This is a genomic window from Vibrio sp. QJM3NY_15, assembly GCF_057785995.1.
This window is the reverse complement of record NZ_CM173517.1, coordinates 353,585-369,514: the sequence shown is the minus strand read 5'-3', so window position 1 is coordinate 369,514 and position 15,930 is coordinate 353,585. Positions and strand designations below refer to the sequence as shown.

The 15,930-nt window shown below is 45.5% G+C and carries 10 protein-coding genes; 1 reads left to right on the top strand and 9 read right to left on the bottom strand.

Annotation, left to right across the window (positions count from 1 at the left end):
* Positions 1-91: 91 nt before the first annotated feature.
* On the bottom strand, positions 92-3,001 hold the full coding sequence (gene rapA, locus AC3CKG_RS01660; protein ID WP_065105542.1) for an RNA polymerase-associated protein RapA: 2,910 nt from the start codon (positions 2,999-3,001) through the stop codon (positions 92-94).
* 456 nt (positions 3,002-3,457) lie between these two features.
* On the opposite strand from rapA, the gene AC3CKG_RS01655 reads away from it, so the two are divergent.
* Positions 3,458-4,837, top strand: coding sequence for a PhoH family protein (locus AC3CKG_RS01655; RefSeq protein ID WP_029225732.1), 1,380 nt, complete (start codon positions 3,458-3,460; stop codon positions 4,835-4,837).
* A 120-nt stretch (positions 4,838-4,957) separates the two neighbouring features.
* Here AC3CKG_RS01655 and tldD read toward each other — a convergent pair whose 3' ends face one another.
* The 8 genes from tldD to AC3CKG_RS01615 all read right to left on the bottom strand — a co-directional run bounded on the left by tldD (position 4,958) and on the right by AC3CKG_RS01615 (position 15,817).
* Positions 4,958-6,403 carry a metalloprotease TldD gene (gene tldD / locus AC3CKG_RS01650; RefSeq protein WP_065105541.1) on the bottom strand — a complete coding sequence of 482 codons (1,446 nt, stop codon included), beginning with the start codon at positions 6,401-6,403 and terminating at the stop codon, positions 4,958-4,960.
* Between the two features lie 19 nt (positions 6,404-6,422).
* Positions 6,423-7,235, bottom strand: a complete 813-nt coding sequence (locus AC3CKG_RS01645) for a carbon-nitrogen hydrolase family protein (protein ID WP_229634160.1) — start codon at positions 7,233-7,235, stop codon at positions 6,423-6,425.
* A 74-nt stretch (positions 7,236-7,309) separates the two neighbouring features.
* Positions 7,310-11,182: a YhdP family protein gene (locus tag AC3CKG_RS01640; RefSeq protein ID WP_229634138.1), complete on the bottom strand. Its 3,873-nt coding sequence runs from the start codon at positions 11,180-11,182 to the stop codon at positions 7,310-7,312.
* 10 nt (positions 11,183-11,192) lie between these two features.
* The gene (rng, locus tag AC3CKG_RS01635) at positions 11,193-12,662 is read right to left on the bottom strand and encodes a ribonuclease G (protein WP_017105386.1); all 1,470 of its coding nucleotides are present in this window, start codon (positions 12,660-12,662) and stop codon (positions 11,193-11,195) included.
* A 20-nt stretch (positions 12,663-12,682) separates the two neighbouring features.
* The gene (locus AC3CKG_RS01630; RefSeq protein ID WP_065105657.1) at positions 12,683-13,306 is read right to left on the bottom strand and encodes a Maf family protein; all 624 of its coding nucleotides are present in this window, start codon (positions 13,304-13,306) and stop codon (positions 12,683-12,685) included.
* A gap of 7 nt (positions 13,307-13,313) precedes the next feature.
* Positions 13,314-13,802 carry a rod shape-determining protein MreD gene (mreD, locus tag AC3CKG_RS01625; RefSeq protein WP_017073030.1) on the bottom strand — a complete coding sequence of 163 codons (489 nt, stop codon included), beginning with the start codon at positions 13,800-13,802 and terminating at the stop codon, positions 13,314-13,316.
* Positions 13,792-14,679: a rod shape-determining protein MreC gene (mreC, locus tag AC3CKG_RS01620; protein WP_488528725.1), complete on the bottom strand. Its 888-nt coding sequence runs from the start codon at positions 14,677-14,679 to the stop codon at positions 13,792-13,794. The genes mreD and mreC overlap by 11 nt, the downstream gene beginning before the upstream one ends.
* A gap of 94 nt (positions 14,680-14,773) precedes the next feature.
* Complete coding sequence (locus tag AC3CKG_RS01615) at positions 14,774-15,817, bottom strand: rod shape-determining protein (RefSeq protein ID WP_017062957.1); 1,044 nt, start codon at positions 15,815-15,817, stop codon at positions 14,774-14,776.
* Positions 15,818-15,930 lie beyond the last annotated feature (113 nt).

Here is a 15,930-nt window from a genome sequence, read left to right as displayed (position 1 = left end):
CTCTTAACCAAACTATTAACTAAGTTATAGATACAAATAAGGCCTTCATGATGAAGGCCTTATTTCGTTAAAGCATTTAGCTAATTCAAAACTAGTTGTGAGAAACCACAATCAAACGTAGCGAATCAAGCTGAACCTGAGCCTTGCTGATGTAACCTGTCAGTTCATTGATTTGAGCTTCGATAACCTCTAGCTCTTCATCACGAATGTTAGGGTTAACCGCTTTAAGCGCTTGTAGACGCTCTAACTCACCATTCAAGTTAGTTTGCATATCTTTCTGAGCTTGCTGACGAACTTCTTCAACCTTCGGCAGTACATGCGTCTCACCAGCTTCGATTAGCTTGTGAATCTCACCTTGTACCGAGTTCACTAGCTTGCTCGCTAAATGACGGTTTACCGGGCTTAGTTGACGGTTAAAGCTATCGAATTCAACCTGAGCAGATAAATCGTTACCACGACCATCCATCATCAAGCGAATCGGCGTCTTAGGTAGGAACTGGCTGATACCGCTGCGCTTTGGCGCTTGTGCATCAACAAGGTAAACCAACTCAAGTAGAATCGTACCCACTGGCAACGCTTTGTTCTTCAATAGAGATACCGCAGACGCACCCACACCTTCACTCAATAGCAGATCAATACCGCCCTGAATCATTGGGTGTTCCCAGCTAATGAAGTTCATGTCTTCACGAGAAAGCGCTGTTTCACGATCAAACGTAATCGTTGCACCTTCATAAGGTAAACCTGGGTAGCTTGGCACCATCATGTGTTCAGAAGGTGTCACGACTAACGCATTTTCACCCTTGTCATCTTGGTTCAGACCAATGGTATCAAACAGGCTCAGAGCGAAAGAAACTAGGTTAGTATCACCATCAGTAGACGCGATCTTTTCTGCAATCTCATGGGCTTTATCGCCACCATTTGAATGCATCTCTAGTAGGCGATCTCGGCCTTTTTCTAGATCCGATTTCAGACTTTGATTGAGCTTCGCTGATTCTTCAATGACTTCATCAAGCTGCTCGGTGTTACCAGAAGCCAGCATTTCAATAAGTACATCAGAATACTTATCGTAAACTGTGCGACCAGTAGGACAAGTCTCTGCGAATGCATTCAAACCTTCATCGAACCAACGCGCTAGAATCGCTTGTGATGTGCCTTTTAGGTAAGGAACATGAATGTCGATATCACGAAGCTGACCGATACGGTCCAAACGACCAATACGTTGTTCAAGCAAATCTGGGTTAAACGGAAGATCGAACATCACTAACTGGTTAGCAAATTGGAAATTACGACCTTCAGAACCGATTTCGCTACAGATAAGCACCTGAGCGCCGCCCTCTTCTTGAGCAAAGTAAGCCGCAGCTTTATCACGCTCTAGAATCGACATGCCTTCGTGGAATACCGTTGCACGCACACCTTCACGCTCACGCAGTGCTTGCTCCAGTTGCAGAGCCGTACTCGCACGCGACGCGATCACTAGGATCTTTTCACTACGCTTGTCTTGGATCTTTTCAATCAACCAGTTCACACGTGAATCGAACTGCCACCAGCTTGAGTCTTCACCTTCAAATTCTTGGAAGATCTCTTCTGGGTACAACATCTTCATTGCACGAGCTTCTGGCGCCATCTTGCCACCGATCATGCCTGATACACGCATCGAGGTGGTGTACTGCGTTGGAATGTCCATCGGCAGTAGGTTTACATTACGCTTAGGGAAGCCTTTGATTGCAGCACGTGTGTTTCTGAATAGAACACGGCCTGTACCGTGGCGATCCATAAGGTTATCAATCAATTCTTGGCGAGCTAACGCTTGCTCTTCTTCGCTGCTGTCGCCTTCGATAACGCGGAATAGAGGCTCAACATCTTGCTCAGACAGAAGTTCTGTAATTTGGTTCTTCGCGCTGTTTTCAAGCTTCACGCCAGAGAACAATGCCGTTACTGCATCAGCAACAGGGGCGTATTGGTCTTCTTCTTCAACGAATGCTTCGTAATCGTAGAAGCGATCAGGATCAAGCAGACGCAGACGCGCAAAGTGGCTCTCACGACCAAGCTGTTCAGGGGTCGCTGTCAGTAGTAGTACACCAGATGTGTTTTCAGCTAAGCCTTCAACCACTTGGTATTCACGGCTTGGCTTATCTTGGCTCCACTCAAGGTGGTGTGCTTCATCGACAACCAATAGGTCCCATTCACCTTCAAGAGCTTGCTCGTAACGCTTGCGGCTCTTACGTAGGAAGTCCAGTGAACACAGAACGTATTGCTGAGTATCAAATGGGTTGTCAGATTCAGCAAAAGACTCAATGCAGCGCTCTTCATCAAAGATAGAAAAGTGCAGATTGAAACGACGCATCATCTCTACCAACCATTGATGTTGTAGCGTTTCAGGCACCACAATCAAGATACGTTCAGCACGGCCAGACAGCACCTGTTGGTGGATGATCATGCCCGCTTCGATGGTTTTACCTAGTCCAACTTCATCGGCGAGTAAAACACGCGGAGCATGACGACGACCCACTTCATGAGCAATGTAAAGCTGATGAGGGATAAGACCTGCACGCATACCACACAAGCCGCGCATTGGGCTTTTATGTTGTTGGTATTGGTTGCTTAAAGCTCGGTAGCGCAAGACAAAGTTATCCATGCGATCAATTTGACCTGCATACAATTTATCTTGCGGTTTATTAAAACGGATTTGGTTGCTTAAGAAGATTTCTCGTAGAGTCACATCCGCTTCTTGAGTATCTTCACGAGTACCCATGTAAGTCAGAATGCCTTTATCTTCGATCACTTGCTCAACCGATAAAGACCAACCCTCTTGGCACTCGATGACGTCGCCTACATTAAACGTTACTCGGGTTACGGGAGCATCCGTTCGTGCATACACACGATTCTCTTCTGATGCTGCAAACATTACTGTCACTGTTCGAGCATCCATTGCTACAACGGTACCTAAACCTAAATCGCTCTCCGTATCGCTTATCCAGCGTTGCCCCAAAGCAAATGTCATGAATCGACTACCTCAATCTTATAGTTGGAATTTGGTCTTTTTAACTGCATTGTTATCAGAATTTTCTGACTCTCAAAATAAAAATATAGCTAAAAATGCCTAATTTGCAGCCACTTTTAAAGTGCGCTTAAGATAAAAATCATCTTAAGGAAATGGTGCAGAAAAAGGTCGCTAATCTTACTCGATGCTGTGATTTAGGTCACGTCTAAAGGCTGCTATTTCATGCTTTTTTTCTGTTTTCGCTAATGCAATCAAACTGTCAAAAATTCATGGTTACTCTAGAGGGAGTAGATAAGTTATTTCGAGCAGACTCTTCATATTTGAGCTATTACTACTAGAGGTAGGATCTACTCGGTGTACTTTTGATAAGTGCTTGATAGTAATGCCGTCAAACACATCAAGAGTTTGCTAGCGTTCAATCAACCCATTCGAGCCACGTGGTGGCAAGGAGATGCTATGGGCGATACCAATCGGAAATTATTTGTTCTAGATACCAATATCTTACTTCACGAACCCTTTGCTATATTTTCGTTTCAGGAACACGATGTCGTCATCCCAATGACGGTACTCGAAGAACTCGACAGAATTAAGGACAGTAAACGCGATGTTGCTCGCGATGCCAGAGTCGCAATCAGAGCATTAGAAGATCTTTTCCATGACGCAACCCCAGACAAAATATCCGAAGGCATTCCTTTCTCAACCGATGTAAGCGCTTCAGGCACCATTTCAATACTCGCAGACTACGAACTCCAAGAAAGCATTAAAGCCTTTGCCGACGATAAGGCTGGTGACAATCGCATTCTCAATGGTGTGTTGTACTTACAAAATAAACGCGCGCCACGAGAAGTGGTACTCATTACCAAAGACATCAACATGCGCTTACGAGCCAAAGGTGCTGGTGTACGCTTTGTTGAGGACTACCAAACCGACCAATTAATTGATGATGTTCAATACCTCACTAAGGGTTTTCAACAGCTTGAAGGGTCATTTTGGGACGGTATAGACAATGTTGAGAGCAAGAGTCTTGGAGGAAAAACACTGCATACCCTCGCAAGAACACCATTTGAACCCACGTTCATCAACCAGTACATTATTGATCAAGACAGTGACTTTGCTGCTCGTGTCGAAGAGATTGAACCGGAAACCATCACCCTACGCGACCTAAGCCGAGAACGATTAATGAACCGTAGGGCGTGGGACATTACGCCAAAGAACATCTATCAAGGCATGGCAATTGATGCGTTACTTGATCCCGATATTGATTTGGTGATTTTAACCGGTGCTGCAGGGAGCGGGAAAACCTTGCTTGCCATGGCTGCTGCCCTTGAGCAAACCATTGAGCGCAAACATTTCGATAAGATCATCGTAACCCGAAACACACCTGACATCGGCGAATCCATTGGTTTCCTTCCCGGAACTGAGGAAGAGAAGATGTTGCCTTGGTTAGCTGCGGTGACCGATACACTCGAAGCACTGCACAAGAATGATCACTGCACCGAAGGATCGATGAAATACATCTGCGATAAAGCTAACATCCAGTTCAAATCGATCAACTTCATGCGTGGCCGCTCGATCCAGAATGCGTTTGTACTGCTGGATGAGTGTCAAAACCTCACCGCTTCGCAAATAAAAACCATCATCACTCGTTGTGGTGAAGGCACCAAAATTGTCTGTTCAGGCAACCTGGCTCAGATAGATTCTTCTTACTTAACCCCTGTGACATCAGGTCTCACCTACATGGTCGAGCGTTTTAAAAACTTCGAAGGCAGTGCCAATATCCACCTTAATGGCGTGGTGCGTAGCCGACTAGCGGAGTTTGCTGAAGAGAACATGTAGACAGTTATATTTGTTCAATAAATCAGTAACCTAAAAACAAAAAAGCGCCTCACATTGGAGGCGCTTTCAATCTATTTTATGACGCGATATTTTGAAGCTAACTCGTGCTGCTGACCTGAATTACTCAGTACCACCAACCGTTAGTGAGTCTAGTTTCAATGTTGGTTGACCAACACCCACAGGCACACTTTGACCAGCCTTACCACACACACCAACACCACGGTCGATGCTTAGGTCATTACCAACCATAGATACTTGCTGCATCGCTTCGATACCAGAACCGATTAGCGTTGCGCCTTTCACTGGGTGAGTGATCTTACCGTTTTCAATCATGTACGCTTCAGAAGCCGAGAACACGAACTTACCAGAAGTAATATCAACCTGACCACCACCGAAGTTTGGTGCGTAGATACCTTTCTCAACCGTAGCAATGATCTCTTCCGGTGTGTGTTCACCCGGTAGCATGTACGTGTTGGTCATACGCGGCATTGGAAGATGCGCGTAAGACTCACGACGTCCGTTACCTGTTGGTGCCACACCCATTAGGCGAGCATTCAACTTGTCTTGCATGTAGCCTTTTAGGATGCCGTTTTCGATTAGCGTGTTGTACTGGCCATTCACACCTTCATCATCAACGTTCAATGAACCACGAAGATCAGTCAATGTACCGTCATCAACAATCGTACATAGGCTTGATGTAACTTGCTCACCCACTTTGCCAGAAAATACTGAAGACTCTTTACGGTTAAAGTCACCTTCTAAACCGTGGCCTACCGCTTCATGTAGAAGAACGCCCGGCCAACCAGAACCCAGAACAACTGGCATTGCGCCCGCAGGTGCAGCAACAGCTTCAAGGTTAACGAGCGCTTGGCGAATAGCTTCATCAGCAAATTGGTAAGCAACTTGAGAGCCATCAACATCACTTAAGAAGAAATCGTAACCAAAACGACCACCGCCACCAGCGCTGCCACGTTCACGACGATCGCCTTTCTGCGCAAGTACGCTGATTGATAGACGAACTAACGGGCGAATATCACCAGCGAAAGTGCCGTCAGTCGCGGCAACAAGCATTTGTTCATGTACACCACTCAGGCTCACTGAAACCTCAGTGATCATCGGTTCTTTGGTGCGAATGTAAGCATCAAGTGCTTTTAGTAATTCTGTTTTCTGCTGTTTTTCCCAGCTTGCTAGCGGGTTAACTGCGTCATAGTAAGCTTGGTTCGAGTTACGCTTGAATGCATGAACTTTACCGTTTTGACCTTGCTTCGCAATACCACGAGCTGCAATTGCGCTCTGCTTAAGACCATCCAATTGGATTTGATCTGAGTAAGCAAAACCGGTTTTTTCGCCAGATACTGCACGAACACCAACACCGCAGTCGATATTAAAAGAGCCATCTTTAATAATGCTATCTTCTAATACCAACGACTCGTGCCAGCTAGATTGGAAATAGATATCAGCATAATCAATTTGGCGGGTAGCAATGCTCGCCAGTGTATCTGCGATATTTTGCTCCGTCAGCCCTGTCGGGTTCAGTAGCGCTTCTTCAATTTGATTAATGCTCATAAATGGCTCTTGTTTAAAATTAAAATTGATTGGTAAATCGAGAGTGCTGCGCTATTGGCATATTCTGCCTGATCGATTCGCAACTGGATGTGTCTATCTCAACCACCATACTTTTAGGGTCTTGGTCTAACTGTGCGACCACTCGCCCCCATGGATCAACCACCATTGAGTGTCCCCATGTTTCTCTTTGGCAAGGATGCTTTCCTCCTTGCCCTACCGCGACAATCCAAGACTGAGTCTCGATGGCACGGCATCTTAATAAGGCTTCCCAGTGTGCTTGACCAGTAACGGCCGTAAAAGCCGCGGGAACCACAATGATCTGCGCACCTTGCTTGCGTAACTCTGAATACAAGTGAGGAAAGCGCACATCATAACAAATACTCAAACCTAAGCGACCAAAAGGCGTTTCCGTTGTCACAACTCGGTCACCCGGCGTGAAAATATCGGACTCGCGATAACATTTATGAGCATCGGCGACATCAACATCGAACATATGCAGCTTATCGTAATGAGTCACCAAAGCACCAAAATCATCGATAACCAATGTGGTCGTGGTGACGCCTGCTGCAGTTCGAATTGGCATACTACCGACAACAATCCAAATACGGTGTCGTTTTGCTAGCTCAGAGAGTTTCTGCTGCAAAGGTCCATTATTCAGAGGTTCTGCATATTGGTGATAATCGGCTTTGTTGCCGAACATTAATGCATTCTCAGGACAAACAACCCACTTCGCCCCTAACGCTTTGCACTTTGCTACCTCTTGTTCAAGGTAATCAAGGTTATGCTCAGGGACTGGGCCTGAAGTCATTTGAATCAATCCAACACAATCCATGTGCACCGCTTCTCCATTCATTATGATTCAGAAATCCGAATTTAGCCGCATATAAACTGACTCGCATCTAACGACTATTCCGCTAATTCCCTCAGTTTCTCTGGTAACTGAAACTCACCCGAGCTACGCGAAAGCTCGCTGACTACTGGCGAATCTAGCGGCCCTTTTACTGAATAATTTACTTGAGTAAAGACCTCAACAACCGGTGAAATAACCGTGGTCACCGCCAATACATACAGCGCCGTTTGTGGGGTTACCGCAAACGCCGTTAATACTGGGATGCCTGACGTTATATCTGGAGTGAAGTTGACCTCTGCATCGACCTGACGAGTGTTCAGATTCGCGATACCTTTGATCTTCATCTCACCAGCAACCGCATCCATGTTCAGATCATTGGTTAAGAAGATACCATTTTGGATTTCGCCAGTACCCGTAATACTGTTGAATGCCATGCCTTTATCAAACACATCAGAGAAATCGAGCTGCATCTTACGGATAATTGAATCTAGACTAAACAGGCCAAGTAATCGAGCCGCGCCACTTACGTCCGAGATGAAGCCTTTACCCAGCTTGGTTTTAACGTTGCCGTCAATGGTATCCATTTGAATACCCCACGGAGAACCGTCCCACTCAAGCTGACCTTCCAATGCAAAAGGTGCCTTTTGAATCCCGGAAGTAATACCGAAGCGCTCCATTAACTCACTGTTATTTTCACCTTCGACATCAATAGATAACGATGAATGACTCTTATCACCATTCAGTGCCCACCAGCCGCTCACATCAGCTTTATTGTTTCCGCTTCGGACTTGAATCTTGTTCCACTCAAGACGATCGTCTTGCCTTGCTAGCTCAACATCGACCTTACCGACTTTATAGCCCTGCAACCAAAAATCGTTCAGTGTCAGCTTAAGATTAGGCATTGCATCATAGATCTTTTTATCGAGTTCAGAGATCAAGGGGGCTTCTTGCTCTTTTCGTTGCAGCAGTTGTTCTTGGTTTGCTTTATCACTCCACTCCGGAACAAATAAATGCAGGCGATCTAGAGACACCGTTAGGTCATAAGGGGGCAAGTAATTGATATCCCCTTCAATCTCTTGGCTAGAAACTTCCATCTGCCACGCTTGTTTGTTCTTGCGAGCACTAAAATCGACATCATTCCAAGCTATGCCGCCTAAGATCAGCTCTTTACTCTCAAAAGTAATACGGCTAGGCGCAGGAATGGTTGGCGTGTTCATTTGGCTAAGTACAGCGGTTGATGGCTTCACTGGCTCCATCACAACCGACAACCAATCATCGGCATTAAATTTATCAGTACGGATTAAGGCATGATGCCCAACAACAGGACTAATTTTATAACCACCACGCCCCAACACTAAATTGGTTGCGGTCAGCTTGGGAACCTCACCCGTGATATCAATTTCAGCCTGATACTTGGTATTCGGCAGTTGCAGACGCGCAGTAATAGCTTCTTGGTTACCCGAGGCTTGTAGCCTAGCAGAACCACTCTCCAAGGATTTTTTCGCCAATGGATAAGGGTAATCACTGGCTAAATACTTAAGATCTGACTGTAAGTCTAACTGGTAACTGAAACCTATATCGTTGAGCTGAATATCAATCTGACTTTGCCATTGCGCATGACCCGATAGGCGACTCAACCACTGTTCGCCAATATAAGGCTCTAGAGGTTTCACGTCCCAATCACCTAAAACATCGATATCAACCGCATAACCAGGACCGTCATTAAGGCCTTTAAAATCAACAGAGATGCCTTGTTTTAGTAAGTCAGCGGCTAAGCCATTCGCCGTAATCACATCATTATCAAACTCAATACGTCCGGTGGTGTTTTCGAGCACCATTGGCGGAGCTTCAATCTCAACATGGTTATCTTTAAGATCGGCATAGCCCCACGCTCTTGGCTCTTTATCAGAATCAAACGGAATATTGAGCTGGAATTCAGACGATACATCACCACTCACTTGCAGTGCCGTTAACGCAGCACCCACAGAGTCGACCAATGGTGAGGCCGTCATGTAATCACGAACCGCATTACCCGAAGCCGTAGCTTTCGCTTCAATCTCGATATGACCGCCTTCCCCTAAGTAAGGAATACGTCCAGTAATACGGTCAGCCGTTACGTCCATCAATTGAGCAGAGCGCGAATCAAGATGCATCGCATCATTTTCAAACAGGAGATCAAGCTGAAGATCGGTAATCAGTGGCCACGCCGTATCAAAACTGAACTTCGCGTTTTCTAGGCCAACCCAAACTTGGAAGATCCCATCATGGTTAGTATATGGGTATTGCCCCAGTTCACCATGCCATAACAGTTTCACCGTATCGGCTTTGCCCGCTTGAATCGCAGTTGAAAGGTAATCGGTTAGATCTTGCCCAAGTGCCAACGTCGGTAAATAACGCCATGTTTCACCCACATTGTAAGCGTCCGCTTCACCGTAGAAAGACAAGAACGGGCTAGCATCATTCGGGAAGTCCAAACGAAATGCACCTAAGACTTGTAAGTCTGGCGTTGCTGCGGTGATCTTATCTGACCAAAGCTTCCAACCGTTTTCATCTAGCTGCCAAACAATATCAACCTGACCTTGCTTGATATTGAGAGGCGCTTGGAACACGTCGCCATAAGGGAACACATCATCAATAACGTGCAAACTGGCTTTCGCTTGTGACGCAGAGCCAAACACGCTGCCTGATACTTGGCTAAAGCCCGGGACGAGTTCCCATTGCTCGATGGCAAGATCACTAAAGCTAGCTGAATAACGTAAGCTTTCGATGTCTGAATCCATTGAGACCCGAATATCAGAAACTGATCCACCCGGCTTCAACGAATTGATCATTTTGGTTGATTGCGCAGAATCTGGCATCAACTTGATTAACGGGGTAATAGTTTCCACATCAAGTTCAGAAACATTAAGTTCCCACGGGCCTTTATTCCATTTGAAGGCAACATCGAGTTCAGGCCAAGGCCTATCATCCGTTCTAAGGTTAAGTGAGTGACCATTCACTTGCCAACCATCATCAATGGGAGACAACTTAAAAACGCCTGATTCAAAAATCAAATCATGTTGGCCATCTTCGTTCCAGCTCAACTCCGAAGGCAGTACTTCTACGTAGGCATTTACCGGCTTGCTGTTTTGCAGGGTAACCCAACTATTCAAGCTAACCGTGCCCGTTTCTATACCGGATTCAGCCTGCATATAACGGGTTAACCATGGTTTAACCGAGATGTTGTCTGCACTCACATAGAACTCACCAGTTACATCGGTCAATGAGCCACCATCGACAAAGTTAGCACTTACTGACAACGAGTTAAGATTGGCGTCTTTAATGCTAACCACACCTTCCGCGAGGTGGTGCTTACCTGAGTTTTTCCACTTTAAGGTTTCGATATCGAGCTGACGCTCTTCATCAGAGATGGTTCGATACAGGAGAGAGGAATCTTTGGCGGTCACATCCACTAACGTTTTGAGGAGTAAGTTGTCCAGCTCTTGCATCACCCGCTTTGAAGAGCCTGATTTTTTAGGTTTATCTTTGCCGTTCTGACCGGCAAACAGATCGACCGAACGTATATCCAGATACATTCGATTCATAACAAGGTCGGCAACAACAGGGCGCATCTGTACCAGAGATTGAATCAAATCAAATTCAACTTCGACACGTTCGACAGAGAAGGTCACATCTTCAGCATTAGGAAGACGGGCTTGAACGCCTTGCAGCGCAATAGAGGGATGAGTGTTACGCCAAAAGCCACCCACATCTTGAATAGAAAATTCAAAACCGGAATGTTGGTTTACCCAAAGCTCAATTTCAGATTGATACTTATTTAAATTGGGCAAGGCGACACGCAGTGTAGTCACAGCAATGGCTAGCGTTACTAAGAGAGTAACCACTAACCACAGACACGTACGTAAAATCAGAGTAACACTAGAACTCACAAAATATCCATTACATCATAACGACATCAAACTGCTCTTGTATGTACAGAGGCTCAGCCTGAATTTTCACTTGTTTACCAATAAAGACTTCAAGCTCAGCAAGCGCATGAGACTCTTCACCCTCTAATGCCTCGGCAACCGCTGCTGCCGCATAAACCACGAACTTATCCGCATCGTACGCACGATTTACACGAGTAATTTCTCGAAGTATTTCATAACAAACGGTTTCGACTGTCTTCACACTGCCACGCCCTTCACAGGCTGGGCAGCTAGAACACAGAATATGCTCAATACTTTCACGGGTACGTTTACGAGTCATCTCAACCAAACCAAGCTGTGTGAAGCCATTAATGTTGGTTTTCACACGGTCTTTATCGAGCGCCGCTTCTAAAGAAGTTAGTACTCGCTTACGGTGTTCTTCAGACAACATATCAATAAAGTCGATAATGATGATGCCACCTAAATTACGCAGGCGAAGTTGACGAGCAATCGCTTGTGTCGCTTCTACGTTGGTATTAAAAATCGTCTCTTCTAGATTACGACGGCCAACAAAGGCACCAGTATTGATGTCGACGGTTGTCATCGCTTCTGTTTGGTCGATAATCAGATACCCACCAGACTTCAATTCTACTTTACGATCCAGTGAACGTTGAATCTCATTCTCTGTGTCGTACATATCGAAGATGGGTTTATCACCTTCGTACAGCTCAAGCTTGTCGGTAAGCTCAGGTACGTACTCCGAAGTAAACTCTTTCAGATTTTCAAACTCGAGTCGAGAATCGACCTGAATCTTACTCAGCTCAGTACCCACAAAATCACGTAAGATACGCTGACTTAAGCACAGCTCACCATATAAGCGCGTACGAGCCTTATGCTTACCACGGCGCTCTACTACTTTGAGCCACAAACGCTTCAAGAAAGCGGCGTCTTGCTCAAGCTCATGAAAATCAGCGCCTTCAGCGGCAGTACGGATGATAAAACCACCGTGTTCATCACAGTAACGAGATACGGCTTTTTTAAGACGATTACGTTCTGACTCGCTTTCAATACGCTGGGAAACACCGACATGACTTGCTCCCGGCATAAACACCAAGTAACGAGATGGCAAGGTGATATCAGTCGTTAAACGAGCGCCTTTTGTTCCAAGAGGATCTTTAACAACCTGAACCACAATATCCTGACCTTGACGAACGAGCTCAGAAATATCACGGACCTGAAACTGCTTCTTTTCATTTTCAGCAACACATTCAGTGTGCGGAACAATGTCTGAGGCATGTAAAAATGCTGCTTTCTCAAGGCCTATATCCACAAATGCAGCCTGCATTCCAGGAAGAACACGGCTTACACGTCCTTTATAGATATTTCCTACGATACCGCGTCGAGCATCTCGTTCGACATGGATCTCTTGAAGAGCTCCCCCTTCAATCATGGCCACACGAGTTTCACTCGGGGTCACGTTCAGCAACAATTCAGCACTCATGGTGCACCTCAGATTAGTAATTATAAGAATTCTTGCAGTAGCTGGTCCGTTTCAAATAAAGGTAAGCCGACAACGGCGTAATAACTACCTTCAATTCGGGTGACAAAGCGTCCACCCAAACCTTGAATCCCATAGCTACCGGCTTTGTCGCATGGCTCCCCTGTTTGCCAGTATTGTTCTATTTCTTTTTCACTGAGGGGTTTAAACCATACGTCGGTAATAATGATTTCTGTTTTTTGTTTTTCAGCAGAAACGACAGAAACGGCCGTCATTACTTGATGACGTTCATTCGCTAACTGAGTAAGCATACGCTTAGAATCAGCAAGGTCTGCAGGCTTCTCGAGCACTTGTCCTTGGCTAACGACTACGGTATCAGAACCGAGTACAACTGCATCTAAGCTAGGAACTACAGTATCAGAACCAGGAACGACATGCTGCTCTTCAGAAGCATTAACTTGTAATAAAGAAAGTGCCGCTAAGGCTTTATCTAAAGATAGTCGCTTAACGTACTCTTCGGCGGTTTCTTGGGCGTGTTTACACTCTTCCACATTAGTCACAAGAACAGAAAACTCATAACCAAGTTGGGATAGCAATTCTTTGCGGCGTGGTGAACCGGATGCCAAAACTAAATGTTTCTTTTCCATTGTCATATTACCTCACATGCCAATGGCGACGGACTCGTCTCATTAATAAAAACATCCACGGCCAAAGTATACAGTTAATCAATGCGCTCCATAGCGATAATGGATTAAAAACGACATCTTGGATCAAATATTCACCAAAGAAGATCAACACCTCAAACAATACCGTTAAAGCCGCGATGATCATCGCTTGTTGCCACAACGCCATATTTCGAATTACGAGGAAGTTCATCGCAATAATGTACATCACAATTGCCATCATCATCCCTCGAATGCCTAACGTCGAACCGATCAAAAGATCCCACAATAAGCCTAAAATCAAAGCGCTACCCACGTTAACACGGTGAGGTAAAGCTAACACCCAATAACAAGTCACCAATAGTAACCAAGATGGTCTGAACAGATCCAAACTACCGGGCCAAGGGATCGTTTGCAGAATAAGCGCTATCAAAAATGAGCAACCAATTACTACCTTGCTTCTTAAAACGCTATTGGCCATCTTCGCCCTCTAACAATGCTTGTTCTATGCTGGATTGTTCCGCTTGCATCTGTTTGTTTTCATCAGGCCATACAAGCAGCAAGTATCTGAGCTTATCAAACTCAACTACTGGTTCTGCTTTGATAACGGCGAACTCACGTTTCGGGTCGTAATCAACCGCAGAAACATAAGCCACTGGATAACCTTCTGGATATACCCCACCCAAACCAGAGGTAACAAGTAGATCTTCTTCTTGAATATCAGTACTGGTTGGAATGTGTTCTAGCTGAATCTCATCGATGTTGCCATTACCCGAAGCGATCACACGAATGTCGTTACGAATAACCTGAACTGGAATCGCATTGTTTGCATCAGTGAGTAGAAGGACACGGCTATTATGAGCAGCAACAAAGGTCACTTGACCGACAATGCCTTTCTCGTTGATCACCGGTTGGCCTTCATATACTCCATCAATCTGACCTTTGTCGATCACGACTTGGTGACGATAGGGTGAAGTATCAACGGCCATAACTTCTGTGACGACTTTCTTCTCATCACGGATAAACGGTGAGCCTAATAGCTTACGAAGGCGCTTGTTTTCCTCTTGATATTGCTCAAGCAGAATCAGCTCGCTCTTCAGGCGCAAGACTTCTCGTTTAATATTATGGTTGGATTCGATTAGCCCTTTGCGAGTGCTAAAACGGTCATATACACCATCGAACATAGTGCGAGGCAAGTTGGCTGCATACTGGATAGGCGCAACCATGCTGTTCAATAGATAGCGGACATTTGAGAAAGCATCTAAACGACTATCAGCCAGCATAAGGCTGGCTGATAAAATTACACCAAAAAACAGGCGCAATTGTAGAGAGGGACCTCTACCAAAAATTGGCTTCATTCTATATTTGGTCCTAGAGCTACATTTGATCCTATAGACAAGGTCCTAGGCTCTTTACATAAAACTAGATAAGAAAAGAGCCTAACACTAGATATTATTCTTCGCTGAACAGGTCGCCGCCGTGCATGTCGATCATCTCTAGGGCTTTACCGCCACCTAGAGCAACACACGTTAATGGCTCTTCTGCAACAACAACAGGGATACCTGTTTCTTCTGTTAGCAGACGATCAAGGTCTTTAAGCAGTGCACCACCACCGGTTAGTACCATACCGTTTTCTGAGATATCAGAAGCCAGCTCTGGTGGACACTGTTCAAGTGCAACCATGACTGCAGATACGATGCCAGATAGAGGCTCTTGAAGCGCTTCAAGGATTTCGTTTGAGTTTAGGCTAAAGCTACGAGGAACACCTTCTGCAAGGTTACGACCACGTACTTCGATCTCTTCCACTTCATCGCCAGGGTAAGCTGAACCGATTTCGTGTTTGATCTTCTCTGCTGTCGCTTCACCGATCAAGCTGCCGTAGTTACGACGAACGTAGTTGATGATCGCTTCATCAAAACGGTCACCACCAATACGAACAGAAGACGAGTAAACCACACCGTTCAGTGAGATAACCGCAACTTCAGTAGTACCACCACCGATATCAACCACCATTGAACCTGTTGGCTCAGATACGCGTAGGCCAGCACCAATTGCTGCAGCCATAGGCTCATCGATAAGGTAAACCTCACGAGCACCAGCACCCAGCGCTGATTCACGGATAGCACGACGCTCAACTTGCGTTGAACCACAAGGAACACAAACCAAGACACGAGGACTTGGTTTAAGAACACTGTTGTCATGTACTTGTTTGATGAAATGCTGAAGCATTTTTTCGGTTACGTAAAAGTCGGCAATTACACCGTCTTTCATCGGGCGAATCGCTGAGATGTTGCCAGGCGTACGACCAAGCATTTGCTTAGCAGCGTGACCAACAGCAGCCACACTCTTTGCAGAACCCGCGCGATCTTGGCGAATAGCTACAACTGAAGGCTCATCAAGAACGATGCCTTGGCCTTTTACATATATAAGGGTATTGGCTGTACCTAAATCAATCGATAGGTCGTTTGAAAACATGCCACGAAGTTTTTTAAACATATTCTTCGCTCATCCTGCAAGAATTAGAAGACAAAAATTGCACTAAATGTACCAATGCCTTGCTGTTACGGCAAGGCATTGAAGTACAAACATGGACTGAAACCCGCAATTTC